14 protein-coding genes are annotated in these 20,377 nt (G+C 71.4%); all 14 read right to left on the bottom strand.

Annotated features, from left to right (window positions below):
- Positions 1-648 (bottom strand): PIG-L deacetylase family protein, encoded by a 648-nt coding sequence (locus ACFYTE_RS23260; protein ID WP_388713513.1) that lies wholly within the window; start codon positions 646-648, stop codon positions 1-3.
- The gene (locus ACFYTE_RS23255; protein ID WP_388713510.1) at positions 645-1,454 is read right to left on the bottom strand and encodes a glucose-1-phosphate cytidylyltransferase; all 810 of its coding nucleotides are present in this window, start codon (positions 1,452-1,454) and stop codon (positions 645-647) included. The genes ACFYTE_RS23260 and ACFYTE_RS23255 overlap by 4 nt, the downstream gene beginning before the upstream one ends.
- Complete coding sequence (locus tag ACFYTE_RS23250) at positions 1,451-2,725, bottom strand: class I SAM-dependent methyltransferase (protein WP_388713507.1); 1,275 nt, start codon at positions 2,723-2,725, stop codon at positions 1,451-1,453. The genes ACFYTE_RS23255 and ACFYTE_RS23250 overlap by 4 nt, the downstream gene beginning before the upstream one ends.
- A complete protein-coding gene (locus ACFYTE_RS23245; RefSeq protein ID WP_388713504.1) occupies positions 2,726-3,949 on the bottom strand; it encodes a glycosyltransferase family 4 protein in 1,224 nt (407 codons plus the stop codon). It lies immediately after the preceding gene.
- Between the two features lie 2 nt (positions 3,950-3,951).
- On the bottom strand, positions 3,952-5,274 hold the full coding sequence (locus ACFYTE_RS23240; RefSeq protein WP_388713501.1) for an O-antigen ligase domain-containing protein: 1,323 nt from the start codon (positions 5,272-5,274) through the stop codon (positions 3,952-3,954).
- A 1-nt stretch (position 5,275) separates the two neighbouring features.
- The gene (locus tag ACFYTE_RS23235; protein ID WP_388713498.1) at positions 5,276-6,814 is read right to left on the bottom strand and encodes a right-handed parallel beta-helix repeat-containing protein; all 1,539 of its coding nucleotides are present in this window, start codon (positions 6,812-6,814) and stop codon (positions 5,276-5,278) included.
- Between the two features lie 12 nt (positions 6,815-6,826).
- Entirely contained in the window at positions 6,827-8,791 is a 1,965-nt protein-coding gene (locus ACFYTE_RS23230) for an alginate lyase family protein (protein ID WP_388713496.1), read from the bottom strand.
- Positions 8,788-10,986 (bottom strand): bi-domain-containing oxidoreductase, encoded by a 2,199-nt coding sequence (locus ACFYTE_RS23225; protein ID WP_388713494.1) that lies wholly within the window; start codon positions 10,984-10,986, stop codon positions 8,788-8,790. The genes ACFYTE_RS23230 and ACFYTE_RS23225 overlap by 4 nt, the downstream gene beginning before the upstream one ends.
- Positions 10,987-11,002: 16 nt before the next feature.
- Positions 11,003-12,937, bottom strand: coding sequence for an asparagine synthase (glutamine-hydrolyzing) (gene asnB, locus ACFYTE_RS23220; protein ID WP_388713492.1), 1,935 nt, complete (start codon positions 12,935-12,937; stop codon positions 11,003-11,005).
- Between the two features lie 3 nt (positions 12,938-12,940).
- Complete coding sequence (locus ACFYTE_RS23215; RefSeq protein WP_388713491.1) at positions 12,941-14,494, bottom strand: Wzz/FepE/Etk N-terminal domain-containing protein; 1,554 nt, start codon at positions 14,492-14,494, stop codon at positions 12,941-12,943.
- The gene (locus ACFYTE_RS23210) at positions 14,491-15,858 is read right to left on the bottom strand and encodes a Wzz/FepE/Etk N-terminal domain-containing protein (protein WP_388713489.1); all 1,368 of its coding nucleotides are present in this window, start codon (positions 15,856-15,858) and stop codon (positions 14,491-14,493) included. Before ACFYTE_RS23210 ends, ACFYTE_RS23215 begins: the two co-directional genes overlap by 4 nt.
- Entirely contained in the window at positions 15,855-17,126 is a 1,272-nt protein-coding gene (locus ACFYTE_RS23205) for a glycosyltransferase family 4 protein (RefSeq protein ID WP_388713487.1), read from the bottom strand. The genes ACFYTE_RS23210 and ACFYTE_RS23205 overlap by 4 nt, the downstream gene beginning before the upstream one ends.
- A complete protein-coding gene (locus ACFYTE_RS23200) occupies positions 17,116-18,441 on the bottom strand; it encodes a nucleotide sugar dehydrogenase (RefSeq protein ID WP_388713485.1) in 1,326 nt (441 codons plus the stop codon). The genes ACFYTE_RS23205 and ACFYTE_RS23200 overlap by 11 nt, the downstream gene beginning before the upstream one ends.
- Positions 18,442-18,523: 82 nt before the next feature.
- Complete coding sequence (locus ACFYTE_RS23195; protein ID WP_388713482.1) at positions 18,524-20,002, bottom strand: sugar transferase; 1,479 nt, start codon at positions 20,000-20,002, stop codon at positions 18,524-18,526.
- Positions 20,003-20,377 lie beyond the last annotated feature (375 nt).

The raw sequence follows: 20,377 nt of genomic DNA, 5'->3' as shown, positions 1-20,377 counted from the left end.
TCATCCCCCCAGGTTGAGCGTGACTTTGGTGACGGCGAACGCCTCGGCGTAGCGGGCGTGGCATTCGATGCCGCGGATCCGTGCGAGACCGAGGAAGGCCTCGCGGTCGTACCAGGGCCGGTGCCGCTGCGAGGGGTAGTGCTCCTGCAGCAGCCGCACCTTCTGTTCGGCGATCTCCGGCGACAGCGGCTGGTACGCCGTCGGACGGCCCAGATCGCCGTCCCACTTGACGATCTCGTAGCCGAGCACGAGGTGGTCGCGGAAGGCGGTGGGTATCAGCTGCGCCAGGCCGCGGTGATCCTGGTGCGCGTCATCGGTGCGCGGGGCAAGCACGAGATCCGGCTCGGTCCGCGCACGCAGTTCCTCGACCGCGGCCTTGGCCTCGTCCCAGTGCACGGGCAGCCGGCCGTCCGGCAGCTTGAGCACGGTCAGCCGCAGGTCGGCGCCCGGGCAGAAGGCGGCGAGCGCCGCCTGCTCCTCCTGCTCGCGCTCGCTGCCGCCGCCGGAGAGCACCAGCGCGTCGACACGGAGACCCGGCCGCGCGAGGCACAGCGTCAGCAGCGTGCCGCCGGCGCCGATGGCGATGTCGTCGCAGTGCGCGCCCACCGTGACGAGCCGGTTCGGGCGCCCGGCGCTGAGCTGGATCATGCGGTCCTCACTCCGGCGTCCGCCCCCGCGCCGTGCCGTTCCCACACGGCCCATGGGCGGTCGCCCCGGGCGTAGGCGGCGTCGAGCGCGGCCCGCTCCTTCACGGTGTCGGTCGGTTTCCAGAAGCCGCGGTGCTGGTGGGCCACCAACCGTCCGCGCTTGGCCAGTCGGGCACATCCGTCGGCGACGAGGTCCCCGTTCTCCGGTATGTGGTCGAAGACCTCCTGGCGGAGCACGAAGTAGCCGCCGTTCTCCCACAGCGGCAGTTCACTCACCGCGGTGATGCCCCCCACCAGGCCGTCCTCGCCCAGGTCCACGCAGTGGAACGAGGACTGCGGCGGCACCACCATCATCGACGCACCGGCGTCGCGCCGGGCGAACCGGTCGATCATCTCGTCCAGTGGGGCATCGGTGAGCACGTCGGCGTAGTTGGCGAGGAACATCTCGTCGCCGTCCAGGTGGTGCCGCACCCGGCGCAGCCGCTCCCCGATCGGGGACTCGACGCCGGTCTGCGCGAACGTGATCGTCCAGTCGGCGATGTCGGTGGACAGCAGCTCGGTCCGCCCACCCCGCAGCACGAAGTCGTTGGACGTCGTCTCCTCGTAGGTGAGGAAGAAGTTCTTGATGTGGTGCGCCCCGTACCCGAGGCACAGGATGAACTCCGTGTGCCCGAAGTGCGCGTAGTAGCGCATGACATGCCAGATCAGCGGTCGGGGGCCGACCATCGCCATCGGCTTGGGCATGTCGTCAAAGGCTCCGTTGCGCATCCGCATCCCGTAGCCGCCGCAGAACAGAACGACCTTCATGACTTGACCTCGACAATGCTCAGTTCCGGGATGGGAAAGACCAGCCGGCCGCCCCACTCGTGGATGAAGGAGAGTTGCTCGACCAGTTCGGCCCGCAGGTTCCACGGGAGGACGAGGACGTAGTCCGGTCGGTCGATGCCGATCTGCTCGGGCGGCAGGATCGGGATGCGGGTGCCCGGGGTGAACCTGCCGTGCTTGTAGGGGTTGCGGTCGACGGTGTACGGGAGCAGATCGGGTCGGATGCCGCAGTGGTTGAGCAGGGTGTTGCCCTTGCCCGGGGCGCCGTAGCCGACCACCGTCTCGCCGCGCTCGGCCGCCTCGATGAGGAACCGCAGGAGGTCCCGGCGCACCTTGGCCACCCGGGCGGAGAACTCGGTGTACCCGGACAGTTCCTGCAGCCCGGCGGCCTTCTCCCGGGCCAGCACGTCGGCCACCTTTCCCCAAGCTCTCGGCTCCGCTTGAGCAGGGGATACCCCATGGGTGGGTTCGCCGGCCACCTCGGCCGGCCGGGCCCACAGCCGGACGGAGCCGCCGTGCGTGGGCAGCAACTCGACGTCCACGAGCGCGAGTCCGCCGCTCGCCAGCGCCCGGGTCGCGGAGGCGACCGTGTAGTACTGGAAGTGCTCGTGGTAGATCGTGTCGTACTGGTTCTTCTCGATCAGGGTCAGCAGGTGCTGCACCTCGATGGAGACCCAGCCGTCGTCGGCGACCAGGGCGCGCAGGCCCCGGGTGAACCCGACCACGTCGGGGATGTGCGCGTACACGTTGTTGGCCACGACCAGGTCCGCCGGGCCGTGCTCGGCGCGGACGGCGTTGCCGGTGGCCGGGTCCAGGAACTCCGTGAGCGTGGGCACACCCGCCTCCCGCGCCGCGGCGCCGACGTTCACCGACGGCTCGATGCCGAGGCAGCGGATCCCCCGGTCCACCATGTGCCTCAGCAGGTATCCGTCGTTGCTCGCGACCTCGACCACGAAGGCGTCGGGCCCGAGCGCGAGGCGCTGTACGGCGTCGGCGACGAACGTGCGCGCGTGCTCCACCCAGGAGGTCGAGTAGGAGGAGAAGTACGCGTACTGCGTGAACGTCTCCTCCGGCGTGATCAGCGGAGGTATCTGCGCCAGCCAGCAGTCGGTGCAGACCCGCAGATGCAGCGGGTACGCAGGTTCCGGTCGGTCCAGTTGGTCCGCGGCGAGAAAGCTCTCACACGGTGGCGTCACGCCGAGATCGACGACGCTCGCCAGCGTCGCCGAGCCGCAGAGCCGGCATCGTGTCATCTACTGCCCCCCATTGATTCCGTCCCCCATTGATTCCAACCGTCCCGCGATCGCGGTGCGGTACTCATCCACCAGGCGCTCCAGCCCGACGGCCGGGCTGAAGTGCTGTTCGTAGCGGCGCCGGGCCGCCTGGCCCATCTCCCGGTTCCGGGCCGGCCCGGTCGCGATCCGGCGCAGGCAGGACGCGAGCGAGGCGGGCTCGCCCGGCCGGTGCAGCAGCCCGGTCACCCCGTCCTCGACGAGTTCGACGAAGGCGCCGTGACCGGCGGCGACGGCCGGCACCCCCGCCGCCATCGCCTCCGCGACCACCAGGCCGAACGTCTCCAGGGCCAGCGAGGGAGCCACCACGGCGACCGACCGGCCGACGGCCTGTCGGCACTGATCCGGGTCGAGCAGGCCGACGTGGCGCACGTCGTCCCGGCCCGCCGCCCAGGCGGTCACCTCCCGCTCCAGTGGCCCCGCGCCCGCGAGCACGAGCGGCACGCCCACACCGCCGTCCGCGGCGATCTCGTCCCACGCGGCCATGAGCAGCCGCACGCCTTTGGGCTCCGCGAGCCGACCGAGAAAGAGCAGTTGCTCGCCGTCGCCCGCCCGGCAGGCGCCGGGGTCGGGTACGAAGTTGTGCTTCACCGTCAGCCGCTCCGGTGGCATGCCGGACCGCACCAGGACGTCGCGCTGCGCCGCTGAGATGCAGAAGAACCGCTCCACGCCGGACCACCACCGCCGCCGGTTGACCGTCAGGCTGACCGCGAGCGGCACCGTCGCAAGGCGGGAGTTCCGGTAGCAGCCGTGCCGGACGGCCGGCAGCGACGCCGTCGACCCGACGCACTCGGTGCACGGCCGGCCGTCCCGGTGCAGCGTGCCGGGCGGGCAGACCTGGGTGTAGTTGTGCAGCGTGGCGACGGCGGGCACACCGGCGTCTGCGCAGGCGGCAAGGACGGCGGGCGACAGCAGCGGGAACACGTTGTGGACGTGGACGACGTCCGGCCGCTCGGCGCGCAGCCGGGCGGTGAGTTCCGTGCGGACCGCCGGGTTCCACGGCACGAGGAGCGGCACAGCGGCCTTGCTGAGGAGGGACCGGTCGGCGATGTCGTCGCTGCGCCGCTCGAACACGTCGACCCGGTGGCCGGCCGCGCGCAGCAGCCCCACTTCCTGGTCGACGACCCTGTTCTCCCCGCTCGGCTGCGCCGAGGAGTAGCGGTTGTGCACCACGAGGACGTGCATGGTCAGGTCACCTCCCGATTCCGGGCCCATCGCGGGATACGTTGTCGAGGGACTGCGGGCGTCGTCAGGGGCGTGGCCTTCGTCAGGGGCGTGGCCGCGGCAGGTGCCGCCAGCAGCGAGGCGGCCAGGGCCAGATGCAGCAGATACGGCGAGGCGTCGCCGAGGCCGGCCTCGGTGTACGACGAGATCGCCACGTAGCTGATCAGGAAGATCGCGCAGGCCCTCGACAGCGACGGTGGCCGCAGCAACGCGACGCCGCCCAGCACGATGAGGAACGCCGCCACCAGGGCGACACCGATCAGACCCTGCTCGTTGTAGACGGCCAGCCAGCTGTTGTCGATCGGCAGCCCGCCGAACGACTTGTCGCCGAGGCCCGTGCCGAACAGGTACTCCGAGGTCGTCCGGGGCGCTGCCAGCAGGGCGTCCCAGACCTTGGCCCGACCGGTGAGGTTGGAGAAGTTCTCCTTGCTCTGTCCGCGCAGGAACCACGCCTGCAGCGCGGAGCTGAACACCACCGCGGCCGCCGTGGCGCACAGCACTGCCCAGGTGAAGAACCGGCGGGCGGCGGAGCTGGTCAGGATGAGCGAGCCGATCGCCAGCGCCAGTCCGAGGAGCAGCCCCAGCGTGGCCGTCCGGGTATGGGTCAACGCGAGCAGGACGAGTGAGGGCACGATGACCACCACCGCACTGGCCCTGTCGACCCGGCGGCCCAGTACGAGCAGTACGGTGAGCCCGGTGATCACCGCGGCGTACTGTCCGATCTGTGGCGGGGTGAGCGGCCACAACGCGCCGACGAGGCGTCCGCCGTAGTACTCGGGCAGGGCCGTGCCCGGCGAGATGACCAGCCCGGCGGCCACCGACCCGAGCACCGCGAAGTACATCCGGATGTGGTGCCGGACGAACGTCAGGCTGCCGTCCCACCAGCGGCTGAGCAGCCACAGCGTGCCGACGAAGAGAGCCAGCCGGGCGCAGCGGAACAGCGCGCCGAACCCGACCTCCAGGTTCGCGCTGGAGATCAGGCTCGGCACCAGCAGCAGGGTGAGCAGGAACACGAAGGCGCTGGCCCGGATGCGCAGCCGGAGATTGAGTGCGAGCGCCAGCGCGAACGCGGCGGCCAGCGCGCCCATGGTGACCATCTGGATGAGGGAACGGGGCAGCGGCACGATGGTCTTCGCGCCGGCGGAGCCGAGCGTGTTGAGGCCCAGCAACGCCCAGACGATGCCGACGGCCTTCGGTGTGCCCGCAGGGCGCGATCCGGCGCCGGGCTGGGTGCCTGCCGTGTCCGGGCCGCCCGGCGGGACGCCGCGACTCAGGTTGCCGTCCATCTCAACCACCGGCCCGTGGGTCGAAGGTGCTGCCCGCGTCCTGCCGGTACGGCGGGCCCTGCCACAGCCCGGGGTCGAGCTTGTGGTCCGTGTCGACTGCGACGAAGGTCCACGGTCCGCGGTAGACGTTGTCGTGCCAGCGGTTGTGCTGCTTGTGGGTGATCGCCTCGGCCACCCGCTTGCCCTTGTACGGCGACCAGTCCGGATAGGTGCCGTAGTTGGCGAGGACCGCCATGCGGCCGCACTTCGCCGTGCACCTGACGACGGACGTGTCCAGCAGGAAGCGGTTGTCGTGGATGTCCACCCGCTGGGTCTTCCACCGGCAGTCGGCGTACAGCGGTGCGGTGGCGATCGCCGGTTTCGCGCAGCGGTCGGTGTCCTTCACCAGCAACGTGCAGTAACCGGTCGAGGTGTTGGCCGGGCTGTTGCAGAACCGGTCGGCGTTCTCCCACAGGGTGATCCCGTTCCAGTTGTCCTCCAGCACGTTCCGGTAGATCTCGATCTTGTCCGTGCGCGCGCGGATCCGTGGTTCGCCCCCGGCCTCGGACACGTAGACGGTCGCGTACGGGAAGTCGTCGCCGCGGTCGGCGTACTTGCGGCCCTCGACCCAGTTGTTCCGCCGGATCGTGTTCTTCCGGATGACCGCGTTGTAGCTGGTCTCGTACATCAGCGCGGCACCGTCGTTGGCCTCAAGCAGGTTGTCCTCGATGCGGAAGTCGTTGTTGTTGTTGTCCGCCCACAGCCCGGCCCCGCGGTTGTCGTGCACCCAGTTGCCGCGTACCTCGGCGCCGTTGACGGCCCAGAACTTGATGCCTCCGGTGCAGCCGCAGCCCGGCTTTCGCCGCTCCCAGTCGTCGGTGTTGTTGCCCACGATCTCGTTGCCCTCGACCACCAGGCCGCGGATGGAGTCGCCGGTCTTGTACGCGTTCATTCCGTACTGGCCGTTGCCGCGCAGACAGCTGGCGCGGACGCGCTGGTGTGCACCGGCCATCAGCCCGGCGCCGGAGTTGTACTGGATCTTCGTGTGCTCGATCACCCACCCGTCGGCCATGTCATGGTTGACCACGCCCTCATCGGGCGGCGCGACGAAATGCTGCACGGTCAGGTAGCGGATGGTGACGTCGCGGGCGGTACCGCTGAACGCGTAGTTGTTCTTCTTCCCGCCGTCGAGCACCGCGCCCGGCGCGCCGAGGTAGCGGTTCCCCTTCTTGGCGATGACCTGGGCGTAGCGGTCCGGCTTGAGCCTGTGCTTGCCCGGCCGAAGCCAGAATGTGGTGCCCGCAGGGCTGCTCTTGGTCTTCGCAGCCAGGTCACCGACCACCGCGGGGTCGACCGTCACCGCGCCCGCCGGCGCCTTCGCCGGCCCGGCCGGGGGCTTGGCGCACACCCGGGCCACGGGCGTGGAGGGCGCCCCGGACGTGGAGGGCGCATCGGTCGGCTTCGCCGGGGCGTCCGGCGTGTTCGTACAGCCGGTCGCCGCCAGCAGGGTCAGCGCCAGCGGTGCCGCCGGTAACGCCCAGTGCCGCCACTTGATCCCCACGCCTGCTCCCCCCTAGCCGCGGAACCTGAGTACGGTGGTGAACTCCTGCGCGCCGTCGGCGGAGCCGGTGCCGGTGCCGATCAGCGTCGTGGTGGGTTCCTTGCGGCCGAAGCCGGCCGAGTACCAGCCGAGCGGCGGGTCGCTCTCGCCGCGATGCGCCCGCCAGGACAGCTGCCCGGGCAGATCGAGCGCCGCGGAGCGGTCCTCGCCGTCCCGGCTCCAGGTGAGCACGGCCCGGTTGTCCGCCAGGACCGCGGTGATCGCGGGGCCCAGGTGGAACGCCAGCTGCACGGCCCGGCGCGGGCCGCGCACCTCGTCGACGATCCTCAACTCCTGGCGCGAGGCCGTCAGTTCCACCCGGCGGCGGTGCACGGAGGGCCGGTAGCCGTCGTGCTCGGCACACCAACGGGCCACACCCTCGTGGGAGGTGCCCGCGACCAGGACGCGGCTGCGGGCATGCCGGGTCCACAGGAACGGGCCGCCGGAGACGGACTGGTCACCGCCGTCCAACCGCAGGGTGTTGTGGCCGAGGGTCGACCGGAAGTACCGCCGCCACTCGGGCTGCCCGTGATAGCAGAACGTCCCCGGGTCGGCGAGCACGTCGACCCCGTCGTGCCGGACCTCCACGGACAGCGCGTCCGCGTGTGCGTGCGCGGCGATGGACAGGAATCCGTGCGGACCACCGTCGCAGCGGCACCAGATCTCCGCCGGATCACGCAGGATGGTCATGCCCGCGTCGGCGAAATGGTTCGGTCGGCGTGCCGGGCGGGACACGGCCGGTGCGGTTCCCTTGTCCGAGTACGGCCGGATGAGCGCGGCCAGCAGCGGGGTGCGCACATCGGTGCCGGTCACCGGCGGCCACCAGGCGAGCCGGCCGAAGACGGCGTCCCCGGTGGCCAGCAGCGAGGCCCAGCGGTCGGTGCCCGCGCCGTCCACGACCAGACCGTGCCCGTCGTCGGCGTCCCCCTGGCGCGGCGGCCGTAGCCGGTTGTCCACGACGGCCGCGAGCGCGTCGGTCATCCGCAGCAGCACCAGCCGGATCGACGCGGCGACCGGCACGCCGGCGGCGTCCGCCTCGGCCACCGCGGCCAGGCCGAGTTCCAGCACCAGTCCGTGATACTCGGTGGCCAGTTCGCGGTTGAGTCCGGAGCCGAAGGTGTTGCTTCGCAGATGCCGCTCCAGCGACCGCAGCGCGCCGGCTCGCCAGCGCGCCGAGGCGGGGAACCATCCGAACGCGCAGGCCGCGGCGAACTGCCCGGCGGCCTCGGCGATGACGTGGTTGTTCGCCGAAGACCCCCGGCTGGGGAAGGCGGCCAGCCAGCGCTGGTGGTGCCAGATCTGCTTCAGCGCCACCGGGTTGCCCTCGAACAGCCCGGCCGCGCCCGGCCAGCCGTCGAGCAGCCGGCGGATCCACACCCAGGACAGCAGCCGGATCCCCAGCTCGATGCCGCTGGTCCAGTGCACTCCGAGCAGCGGCGGGTTGGCCGCCCACCACGACCGCAGGTGCCCGGCCACCCGCTCGGCGTACCGCTCGTTCCCGGTGATCGCGTAGGCGGCGGCGAGCACGGTGAGGTACTGATGCCGGGACGGCTCCCAGATCTGCTTGATGTCCCCGACGGCGTCCTCGTTCCGGTACGGCACGTCGAAGGCGTAGCCCCGTGGAGCCCGGCGCCCGGTCTTCGGGTCGTACCACCAGTCCGGGTCGGCCAGGTCGTCGCGGACCACCCCGAAGTACTCGGCGTGCCCGGCCATCAGCCGGTCCGCCTCGGCGATGACACGTTTCGCGGCGTCCAGCGGCACCGCGGCGATCGTCCCCGCGGGCAGTACCGCGGTGAACCGGGCGCCGGTCACGCTCGGGCAGTCCGGCCGCGCCGACCGCCACCGCCGCCTGCGCACCGCGTCGCCAACCCGGCCGCTGACCTCCCGCGGTCCCATCCGGGACAGCCGCCGCAGGTACCAGCCCGCGGTCATGGTCATCGCGTCCTCGCCAACGTCACCGGCGCGCCGCTCACCAGGCCGGTCTGCACGGCGAGGGTGGCCGCCGTGGTGGCGACCAGCGACTCCAGCGGCACCGGCATCGGCCCGCCGGTCCGCACGGCCTTGATGAACGCGGCCAGTTCGGCGTTCTGGCCCTTGTCCCGGGCCTTGGGAAGGCGCGAACTGACCCACCGCTTGCGGCCGTACACCGTGGCGCGGACGAAGTCGTCGAGCCGCAGCGCCTTGCCGTCCGCGACCAGGTCCAGCGTCTCCTTGGGGAGGCCGGCCGGGCCGGTGGTGACGTAGCTGATGGTGGCGGTGGACCCGCCCGGGTAGCGCAGCACGACCTGGAGGTCCTCGTTGCCGGGCGTGGTGATCGCGTACACCGAGACCGGGTCGGCCTCAAGCAGCCAGCTCGCGGTGTCGATGAAGTGCCCGCCCTCGCCGGCGAACCGCGAACCCTCGGTCCCTTGTCGCAGGTACCAGCTGCCGTGCTCCAGCCGGCCCGCGTTGACCAGGTAGCGCAGGCTCGCCGGGCCGGTCCGGGCACCGAACCGCTTCCTGGCCTCGTTCAGCAGCGGCGCGAACCGGCGGTTGAAGCCCACCTGAAGCCGGTCGTTGCCGGACTCCTCCACCGCCGCGAGCACGCCGGTCAGCTCGTCCTCGGTGAGCGCCAACGGCTTCTCCACGAACACCGCCTTGCCGGCCAGCAGCGCCCTTCGGGTCAGTTCGGCGTGCGAGCTGTGGCGGGTGACCACGAACACCGCGTCGATGGACTTGTCGCCGAGCACGGCGTCGAGATCGGTGGTTGCCTCGGCGAAGCCGAACTTCCGCTGCGCGTTGGCCGCGGACAGCGCCGTCGTGGTGACGACGGTCGACAACTCGACGCCGTCGCGCTGTGCCAGGTGCGGCAGCAGCATCGACGTCGCGTAGTTGCCCGCGCCGACGAACGCCAGCTTCACCGGTGTCCTGGCGGCCCGCGCCTGGCTCGGTTTCACGTTCACCGCGGGCACGGCCACCGCCGGGGCCTCCGCTTCCGCAGTTCGGCCGGGGTGGCCAGGGTGGCCGGGGTGGCCGGGGTAGCGGAACAGCACGGCCACGGCCTTCAAGTCGCCGTCTTTCAGGCGCTGATACGTCTCCACGGCGTCGTCGAAGTCGGCGACGTGCGAGACCAACGGCTCCACGTCGACGCTGCCGCGGGCGACGAGATCGAGGAAGCACGCCAGGTTGCGGCGCTCGGTCCAGCGCACATAACCGATCGGGTAGTCGCGGCCCTCCAGCTCGTACGACGGGTCATAGCGACCGGGGCCGTACGAACGGGAGAAGCGGACGTCCAGTTCTTTCTCGTAGTACGCGTTCCACGGCAGGTCCAGGCGGCACTTGCCGATGTCGACGACCCGGCCGCGGTCCCGGCTGAGCCGTGCGGCCAGTTCGACGGGCTGGTTGCTGTCGCCGCCTGCGGCCAGGTACACCTGGTCCACGCCCAGACCGCCGGTGAGTTCGGCGACGGCGGTTTCCACGGCCGCGGACGCGGGATCGCCGCAGGCCGCCGCGCCCAGGCGCTCGGCGAGCCCGCAGCGCGCCGGGTCGGGGTCGGCGCCGACGACGCGGACTCCCGAGGCCGCGAGGAGCTGCACCACCAGCTGCCCGATCAGACCGAGGCCGATGACCAGCGCGACCTCGCCGAGTTGTGGCTCGCCGCGGCGGACGCCCTGCAACGCGATCGACCCGACGGTGCCGAAGGCCGCGTGCCGGGGCGCGAGGCCGTCCGGCACCGGGGCGTAGAGGTTCTTCGGCACCCAGTTCAACTCGGCGTGCAACGCGTGCTCGTTGCCGGCGCAGGCCACGAGGTCGCCGGCCTTCACGTCCTCGATCCCGGCGCCGACCTGCTCGACCACCCCGCACAGCGAGTAGCCCAGCGGCGTGTAGGAGTCCAGCTTGCCCATCACCTTGCGGTAGGTGGCGGGCACCCCGTTGGTGGCCACGCTCTGCACGACCTTGGCCACCTGGTCCGGCCGGGAGCGGGCCTTGCCCAGCATCGACATGCCGGCCTCGGACACCTTCATCAGCTCGGTCCCGGTGGATATCAGCGAGTAGGCGCTGCGGACCAGCACACCGCCCGGCTTGCACCGGGGCACCGGCACGTCAAGCAGCGCCAGCTCGCCGCTCTTGTAGTTCTGCACAACCTGTTTCACCCGAAGTCCTTTGTCTCTACGCCGTCGAGGGGGAGTTCTGGCCGGCCCCGGAGGTCGCGCCGCGGTACCAGTACTCAAGGGTCAGCACATGCCACAGATGCTTGGAGAAGTCCCGATGCCCGGCGGCGTCCTCGGCGACCATGCGTGCCAGCGCGTCGCGGCGCAGGAGCCCGGACCGCACGAGTTCGCCGTCGTTCACCACCTCGCGCACCAGCGGGGCCAGATCCCGGCTCATCCAGGCGCGCAGCGGGGCGCTGAACAGGCCCTTGGGCCGGTAGACGATCTCCCGCGGCAGGATCGAGGTGGCCGCCTCCTTGAGGACGGCCTTGCCCTGCCGTCCGACGATCTTGCGATCACCGGGCACGGCGAACGCCGCCTTGACCACCTCGACGTCCACATACGGCACCCGCACCTCGGTCGACGCGGCCATGCTCGACCGGTCCGTGTACGCGAGGTTCAGGCCCGGCAGGAACATCCGGGCGTCGCCCAGGCACATGCGGTTGACGAAGTCGTCGAGGTCGTTGTCCTGGTAGATGTCCGCGTGCTCCATCAGCACGTCCTCGACCGCCGGGGCCAGGTCCGGGTCGATGAGGGCGAGCAGTTCGTCCCGGTCGTACATGGTGTAGCTGCGCCGGAACGCGGTCTCCTCCGGCAGATCGGCGAAGGACAGAAACCGCTTCGCGAAGCGCACCGACCGGTACCCCCGGCGGGCCGTGGCGACCGGCAGCCGGTCCACGGCCCTGGACAGGCCGCGCCGCAGGGGCCGCGGGATGCGCTGGTAGCGCAGCGCGATCAGATTGGCCAGGTGCTTGCGGTAACCGGCGAACAACTCGTCGGCTCCCATCCCCGAGAGCATCACCTTGACCCCGGCCTCCCGGGCGGCCGAGCAGATCAGGAACGTGTTGATCGCGGCGGGGTCGCCGATCGGCTCGTCCAGGTGGTACGTCATCTGCGGCAGCAGGTCGAGCACATTCGGCGCGATCTCGATCTCCTGCAGGTCGACGCCGAACCGCTCGGCCACCCGCCGGGCATAACGCAGGTCGTCCGGCATCGCCTCGAACCGGGCGTCCTCGGCGCGGAAACCGATCGTGTAAGCGGAGATCCCGGGCCGGTCGCGGGCCGCCAGCGCGGTCAGATAGCTGGAGTCCAGCCCGCCGGACAGGAAGGTCGCCACGGGTACGTCGGAGAGCAGGTGGCGCCTGGTCGACTCCTCGACGACGGCGGCGACATCCGGCTGCTCGCCGCCCCGGGCCCGCTCCCGGGCCTCGGCGGCGACGTCCCGGAGGTGCCAGTACCGGCCGCGCTCCACCCGGCCGTCGGGCCGGCACCTCAGCCAGCTTCCCGGCGGCAGCTTCTCCGCCTCGCGGAACGCGCACCGTGAGTCCGGCACCCAGTAGTACAGCAGCGAGGCCACCAGCGCCGCATGGTCCACCTGGAGCGACCCGCCGGTCACGGCGGCGAGCGCCTTCAGCTCGGAGGCGAACACCAGGCCCTCGCCGCGCCGGAGCAGGAACAGCGGCTTGATGCCGAGCTGGTCGCGGGCGAGCACCAGGTCACCGGTTCGCTCGTCGAAGATCCCGAACGTGAACATGCCGCGCAGCCGGGGCAGACAGTCCGTGCCCCAGCGACGCCAGGCCTCCAGCAGCACCTCGGTGTCGGAGGTACCGCGAAAGCGCACCCCGGCGGCTACCAACTCGGCGCGCAGCTCGGGCGCGTTGTACAGCTCGCCGTTGTACGTCAGGACGAGGCCGCCAGAGACCATCGGCTGGGCGCCGGTCTCGGACAGGTCGATGACGGCCAGCCGGCGGTGCCCGAGGTGCACTTCGCCGTCACCGGCGGGGTGGCTGTAGCGGCCCGCCCCGTCCGGACCGCGGTGGGCGAGGGTATCGGTGAGCCGGTCGGCCACGGCCTTCCCGTCCGGCCAGCGGTACGTGCCTGCGATGCCACACATGTCCTACCGCGCCTCCTGGTCGCTGTCCGGAACCCGCGCCGCCCACGTCGGCAGCCGCTCCGTCTGCCGCCGGCCCTCCCCCACTGCCTGAACGGCGTGGGAGGTACCCCCACCGTTGTGCCGGGCCGGCCGCTCGATCGGGCCGCGCAGCGCGGTGCGCGGCCCGTCCCACAGCGTGCCGTCGGTCCGGTCACGCGGATCGGGGTCGATCAGCACCACACCGATCACCGGGATGCGCTGGTCGGCGAGCTGCCGCGCCACGGTGTGCAGCCATGCGGCGCTGCCGTGCCCGGCACGCACGACGAGCACGGTCTGCGTGCCGAGATACCGGAGGTCGGTCCACGCCGTGCCGGGCGCCACCGAGCCGACGCCGAGCCGGCGCTCCTGATGCGACACGGCCGCGGCCCGCTCGCCGCTGACCACGGTGGGGTTCCCCGGCTTCGGGCGGCGGCCCGCGAGCTGTGGACCGGGCAGACCGTCGATGACGACCACCGGTCCGTCCGCCGTCAGTGCCCCGGCGAGGTCCAGGGCGATCACGCTCGTACTGCGCGCACAGCCCAGTTCCAGCAGGGACAGCGGTTCCGCGGAACCGCGCGCGGTGCGGGCCAGGGACGCGGTGAGCCGTTCGCGTGTCACCCGGATCCGTCGGCGCTGCCACAGCCTGCCCGACCGGCGGGGCAGTTCCGCGATGACCGAGGCGCCGAGGTTCGCCGCGATCTCCCGGCGCAGCACGGGGCGGTCCGCCACCACCGTGCCGACCGCGGCCACCGCGAGCCCGAGGACGAGCCCGAGGACGAGTCCGATCGCGGCGTCGGTGGCAGCGGTTCTGGGCAGGGAGTGCCGCACCGTGCGCGGTGCGTCCACGATCTGGGTGCCGGCGATGAGCTGGGGCGTGCCGACGCGTGTCTCCGCGGCGCGCTGGCTGAAATCGGCGATCTGCGAGGTGAGTTCGGCCCGCCGGGCGAAGAGCGACTCCAGGTCCGCCGACGCCTTCGGCCCGCTGTCCGGCGATCCGTCTCCGATCGCCTTGTTGACCTCGGCGAGTTCGCCCCGCATGCGGTCACGCTGGTCGAGCAGGGCCTTGGCCTCGGCGTTCGCGGCTTCCTTCATCCGCCTCACATGGTCCGCGACGAACGCGTCGGCCAGCGCCTTCGCGCGGGCCACCGCTTCCGCGTCGCTGTCACCCGTCACAGTGATCTGCAGCAGGTTGTTGGTCAGGCCGATCCCCCCGTAGTCCCGCATGAAGTCCTCTGGTTTTTCCGGGGAGTCGAGCAATCGCAGGGCCTCACCGGCGATCCGCGTGGTGTGCAGCAGCGCGACATCGGTGCGGATCAGCGTTCCGGGATCGTTCGGCTGGTCCTCCTTGTGCGCGACCAGCACCTTGGTCACCGCGGTCGGCGGCGGCGGCCGCAGCACCGCCACCGCCGCGCCGATGAGCAGCCCCAGCAGCGCCATGGAGCACCAGAAGCGGCGCCGCCTGCGCACCGCCACCACCAGCGCCTGCAGGTCCAGCAGCGGAGCGGCGGCCGACGACTGCGACGTCGTACTCGTCGTCACCCTGAACTTCCCTTCGCGTCGTCGCCCATCGCGAGCACCGGTGTGGCGGCATGCCGGGGACGGCCGGCAGGCGGCGTCGGACGGGCCCGGACCGTGCCGGCGACGACGATGCCGACGACCTCGTGCCGGGCGTCCGCACACGCCTCGGCGATGCCGGCCAGCTCCCCTGCGGTCCAGCTCCCCGCGCTGAGCACGACCAGGGCACCGGACTCGTCGTCGCGGTCCGGCACCATCGGCTGGGACACGGAAACCCCCACCACCCGCAGCAGCGGATCGCTCTCGGCCTCGGCGACAAGCTGCCCGGCGGCCCGGCGGGCGATCTCGTCGCCGTCCGGGACGACAACCAGCAGCCGCCGGGGGCCCGGTAGCTCTTCCCGGAGGCGGGCGCACACCCGCCGGTAGCGGATCAGCCGGCCGGCCTCGTCGCCGGACGTCTGCGGGGCCGGTACGTCCCACCGGATGTCGAGGCCCAGCAGCCGGCGGATCCGGGCCCGCGGGCCACGGCCTTCCGGCCGGTGCGCGGGCCGGTCATCGGGTACGTCGACGGTACCCAGCAGCGCCGAGCCCAGCGCCGCGGCGATCTCCGGTTGGGTGCGCAGCCGGCGACTCATCCGTGCGGCGGTCAGATGGCCGACGACCGCGAGCAGGAAGAACAGCAGCGCCCCGGCGGCGACGAGCTGGATCCGCGTCGGCGGTGCCTCGCCGGCCGGCCGGGCCGCAGGACCCATGACGACCATGTTGGCCTTGTCGGCAGCCGGGTCGGCCTGGTCCAGTTTGCTGATGGCCTCCTGGAGCGAGGTGCGCAGCTTCGCCAGCTCGGTGCGGGTCTGCACGCTCTCCACGGTCTGCCCGGGATCGGCCGCATCGGCCAGCTCGGTGATGCGGCGGTTGGTCTGCACCACCATCTGCTGCAATGCCTTGAGCTGTGCCGCCGCTTCGGGGTCGGCGTCGTCGTCCACGATCCGCGCGGCGAATGCGACGAACTGCCGGGCCACCTGATCGGAGAGTTGCTGTGCGCGCTCCGGGGTGTCGGCCGTGCCCGAGATCTTGATGATGTTCCCGTCGGCGGCCTCGGCGCTCACCCGGTCCCGCAGGTCGCTGCCGCTGACCCCGGCCCAGTGAAGCGTGGTGGCCGCGCGGTCGACCACGACCGAACTGGTCGCGATCTCCGCCTGGGTCAGCAGCTCGCGCTCCTCCCACGCCCCCGGCAGCAGTACCGATGCCGACGTCGTGTAACGCGGCGGAAACAGCACAGAGGTGCCGTAGCCGACGAGCGCACCCACCAGGGCGAGGAGGGCGAGCAGCCGCCGGCGCCGACGGACAATCCGCCCGATCGTGACCAGGCGTATCGGGTCATCGCTCAACGGCGCGGCCTCCGCCCTGCCCGGTCCGGGTCGCCCGCCGACGCCGGAGCGCGGTCACGGCAGGCAGCGGCGTAGGCGGCGAGCAGCGACGCTTGCGAGTTCCGCCAGGAGAGCGGCCCGCTGATCCGCTCCTGGCCGGCCTTGCCCATCAGGGCCCGCTTCTCCGGATCGTCCAGCAGCAGCGCGATGAGCCCCGCGAACTCGGCCTCGTCGTTGGCGGGCGCGTAGACGGCGGCGTCACCGGCGGAGACGCGCGCCTCCTTCAGGTCGAACGAGACGACCGGCCGGCCCATCACCATGTACTCCAGGACCTTGTTCATGGTCGACACGTCGTTGAGCGGATTGCGTGGGTCGGGGGAGAGGCACACGTCCGCGGTGGACAGATAGCGCACCAGGTCGGCGTCCGGAATACGCCCGGTGAACTGCACCTGCTCCGAGAGTCCGAGCCGCCCGGACAGCTCCACCATCGCGTCGAAGGTGTCGCCGGCGCCGACGAACACCGCATGCCAGTCGGTCCGCCCCAGCTCGTCGCGCAGCTTCGCGAGGGCCCGCAAGGCGTAGTCGACGCCGTCCTGCGGGCCCATGACGCCGAGATAACACAGCAGATGAGGCTTGCCGCGCTTCAGCTCCGGCTCGGGCGGCACGGGGTGGAACCGGTCGATGTCGGGCGCGCTGCGCACCACGAAAACGTCCGCGGGCCGCCGGCCGCCACGGCGCACCGCGACATCCCGGTAGCTCTCGTTCGTGGCGAGCACGACGTCCGCGGCCCGGTAGGTCAGCCGTTCCAGCGCGCACACGGCGCGGTAGAGCAGATCCTCGCCGCGGCCGAACCGGGAGAGATACAGCTCGGGTACCAGGTCGTGCTGGTCGAAGACGAACCGCGCTCCGCGCCGCTTCAGCCACAGGGCCGGCAGGAACAGCAGGTCGGGCGGGTTGCAGGCGTGGACCACGTCGACCGGGCCGACCTTCCGGGCCAGCCGGACCGTATGCCACAACGCCGATCCGTACTCCCGCAGATAGCCGGCCGGCCCTCCGGTGGCCGCGCGCAATGGGTAGCGGTGGATCCGCACCCCGTCGATCTCCGCCTCCGGCTCCGTGTCCCGCTTGCTTCCCCGGGGACAGATGACATGCACCTCCCAGCCCGCGTCGCGCAGCGTCGTGCACTCCTGCCACACCCGCCGGTCGAACGGCACGGACAGGTTCTCCACCAGGATCAGCGCGCGCCGGTGCGTCCGGTCGCCGTCGCCGCTGGTCGCGTCACCAAGCAAGGCCCATGTACCCCGGTTCGGCCTGGCGCGCTTCGGCGTCGGGAAGGCGGATGAGGTCGACGATCATCGGGCCGTCGCCATGGGGCAGCGCCGACAGCACGGCCGGATCCCTGGTCCCGACCAGGCACACCTCGGCGTGCTCAAGCACCTCGTCGACGGAATCCGCGAGCAGGTGCGCAAGGTGTGGCAGCCGGGTCTCGATGTACTCGCGGTTCGCGCCGAGCAGCCGGGAAAGGCTCACGTTGGCGTCGTAGATCCGCAGGTCGTACCCCTTGCCGAAGAGCCTCTCCGCCAGCTCGACGAGCGGGCTCTCGCGGAGGTCGTCGGTGCCGGGTTTGAAGGACAGCCCGAACAGGCCCGCCCGGCGCTTGCCGGTGCGCTCGACCAGCTCCACCGCGCGTTGCAGATGGTCGGAGTTGGAGGGCAGCACATGGGCGAGGATGGGCACCGAGACGTCGGCCCGCTGCGCCGCGTGGACCAGGCTGCGCAGGTCCTTGGGCAGGCAGGAACCACCGAAGGCGAAGCCGGGCCGCAGGTAGGCGGGGCTGATGTTCAGCTTGCGGTCGGCCAGGAACACGTCCATCACTTGGTGCGAGTCCACGCCGAGCGCCTGGCACACCGCGCCCAGCTCGTTCGCGAAGCCGATCTTGAGGCCGTGGAACGCGTTGTCCGCGTATTTGATCGCCTCGGCCGTCGGGACCGGCACCCGGAACACCTCGCCGGGCAAGCCGTCGTACAGCGCCGCCACCGCATCGCCGCTTGCCGCATCGAGTTCACCGATGACGGTCTTGGGCGGGTCGAAGAAGTCCCGCACACTCGTGCCCTCGCGCAGGAACTCCGGGTTGACCGCGACTCCGATGTCCACCCCGGCCGTGCCGCCGACGCACTTCTCCAGGATCGGTACCAGCAGGTTCAGGCAGGTGCCCGGGAGCATGGTGCTGCGGAACACGACGGTGTGCCGCCCACTGCGCCCATGACGATCCGCCAGCGCGGCGCCGATCTGCTCGGTGACCCGCTCCAAGTACGTGGTGCACAGGCTGCCGTTGGGCTCCGACGGCGTGCCCACGCAGACCAGCGACACCTCGCTGCCCATGATCGCCTCGCGGACGTCGCCGGTGGCGCGTAATGCTCCGGTCCGCACGACCTCGGCGATGAGCTCGCCGATCCGCTCCTCGACCACCGGGGCCTTGCCGTCGTTGACCAGGTCGACCTTCACCTGGTTCACGTCCACCCCGATGACCTCGTGACCCATGCCGGCCAGGCACGCGGCCGACACGCAGCCCACGTAGCCGAGCCCGAAAACGCTGACTCTCATGACCCGTTCCTCCCCCCTTGCAGGCCCTTGTGGCCTGCGGTCCGCACACCGGCGGGACCGTTGAGTTGCAGACCCCCGCGCATCAGTAGGCCCCCTGGCCATAGAGCACCGCACGCAGCGTCTTCCACAAGATCACTGTGTCCAGGGCGAGCGACCAGTCCTCCACGTACCGCAGGTCCAGCCGGACCGCCTCCTCCCACGACAGATCGCTGCGTCCGCTGATCTGCCACAGGCCGGTGAGTCCGGGCTTGACCAGCAGCCGCCGCCGGATGTCCGGGCCGTACGCGGCGGACTCCTCCGGCAACGGAGGCCGCGGACCGACGAGCGACATCGATCCGGTGAGCACGTTGAAAAGCTGCGGGAGTTCGTCGATCGAGTACCGGCGCAGCACCGTTCCCACCCGGGTCACCCGCGGATCCCGGCGGAGCTTGAACAGCAGGCCTGCGCCCTCGTTGCGGTCGGCCAGCTCGGCACGTGCCCGGTGAGCCCCGGCGACCATGGTGCGGAACTTGAGCATGGTGAACTCGCGGCCGTCCTTGCCGACTCTGCGCTGGCGGTAGAACGCCCCACCCCGGCTGTCCACCAGCACGAGCAGCCCGACGAACACCATCAGCGGCGCGAACAGCACCAGCAGGATCGCCGCGCCCATCCGGTCGACGACCTCTTTGACCGCCCGGCGGCCCCCGGTGAAGGCCGGCATGCTGACCCGCAGCAGCGGGATCCCCAGCACCGCGTCGACGTGCAGCCGCGGGCCGGCCACCTCCATCAGCACGGGGGCCACGACCATCTCGGCGTCGCTGCCTTCGAGGTTCCAGGCCAGCCGCTGCAGCCGGTCCGGTGACCAGTGCGGGTCCGGTGTGACCGCGACGACACGGTAGCCGTCGCGGCGGACGTGGCCCGCGGCGTCCGCCAGCCGGCCGACGACCGGCACTCCGTCCAGGTGGTCACCGTCGAGCACGAGACCGTCCGTCGTGCACACCGCATCCACCCGCCAGCCGAGGTGCGGGAACTTGCGGGTCCGGGTGATCAGGTCGCGCACGGTGGCCGGGCTCCCGGCGGCGAGCACCGGTCGCAGGCACCTCCCTTCCTTCCGTTGCTTGTGCAGCCAGAGGCGCAGCAGATACCGCGCGGTCATGGTGACGAGCGCGATCGCGGGGATCGCGACGAAGATCCAGAGTTTGATGTTGCGCGAGGTGAGGGCGATCCCGCCGAGCGCCAGTACGACGGTCGCCGCGAACAGTGAGCGTCCGAGCCGGCGGAACTCCTCGGCGCCCTGGCCGAGCACGGCCGGAGCCCACGACCGGCTCACCGCAAGGGCCCCCAGCACCAGCAGTTCGGTGCCGAAGGCGAGAATGCCCCACTTCTCGTGCCAGTTGGCCGCGTCCCGGGCCCCGAAGAAGTTGCCGATCGCCGTCACCACGAAGGCGGTGGCCACGGTATCGCTGATGATCACGGTACGGCGGTACCGCTGCTCCCAGTCGCTCGCGGGCCGGCTGATCTCCTCGTTCGCCAGACGCTCGCGCGCCGACGGAAACGGGCTGACTAATCCCCCTTGCCGCACAGAACCCCCCAGGTCTGCGGTGATTCGACGTGTTCGCGTAACGCTGTTCCTCCGCCCGGGAGGCCCCCGCCCCCCGTGCCGCGCTGTTCCTCCCCCCGGGAGGCCCCCGCCTCCCGCGCATGACATCCCGGCTATTTCAGAGGTACTTGAACAACCCACCCTGACGGCAGCAGACGTCCTGCCCGACTCCTGAGGAGCGCCGGAACCCGTCGAAACCCCGGGTGCTCCCCGCACCCAAGACCCCCCTCGGGCCCCAAGAATCGATCACCCCCACGTCCGGCGCCGGGGACGCGACTGCTGGCTTTCCGTAGCACCGGACCTATAGATCATTAATGGTCGCCTCGTGTCCGAACAGCTGAAGCACGGTCAATCTAG

It is taken from the genome of Streptomyces sp. NPDC004629, from assembly GCF_042873595.1.
In the GTDB taxonomy this organism is placed as follows: Bacteria; Actinomycetota; Actinomycetes; order Streptomycetales; family Streptomycetaceae; genus Streptomyces.
Note: the sequence above shows the minus strand (reverse complement) of the source record. Positions and strands in the feature narration are given on the sequence as shown.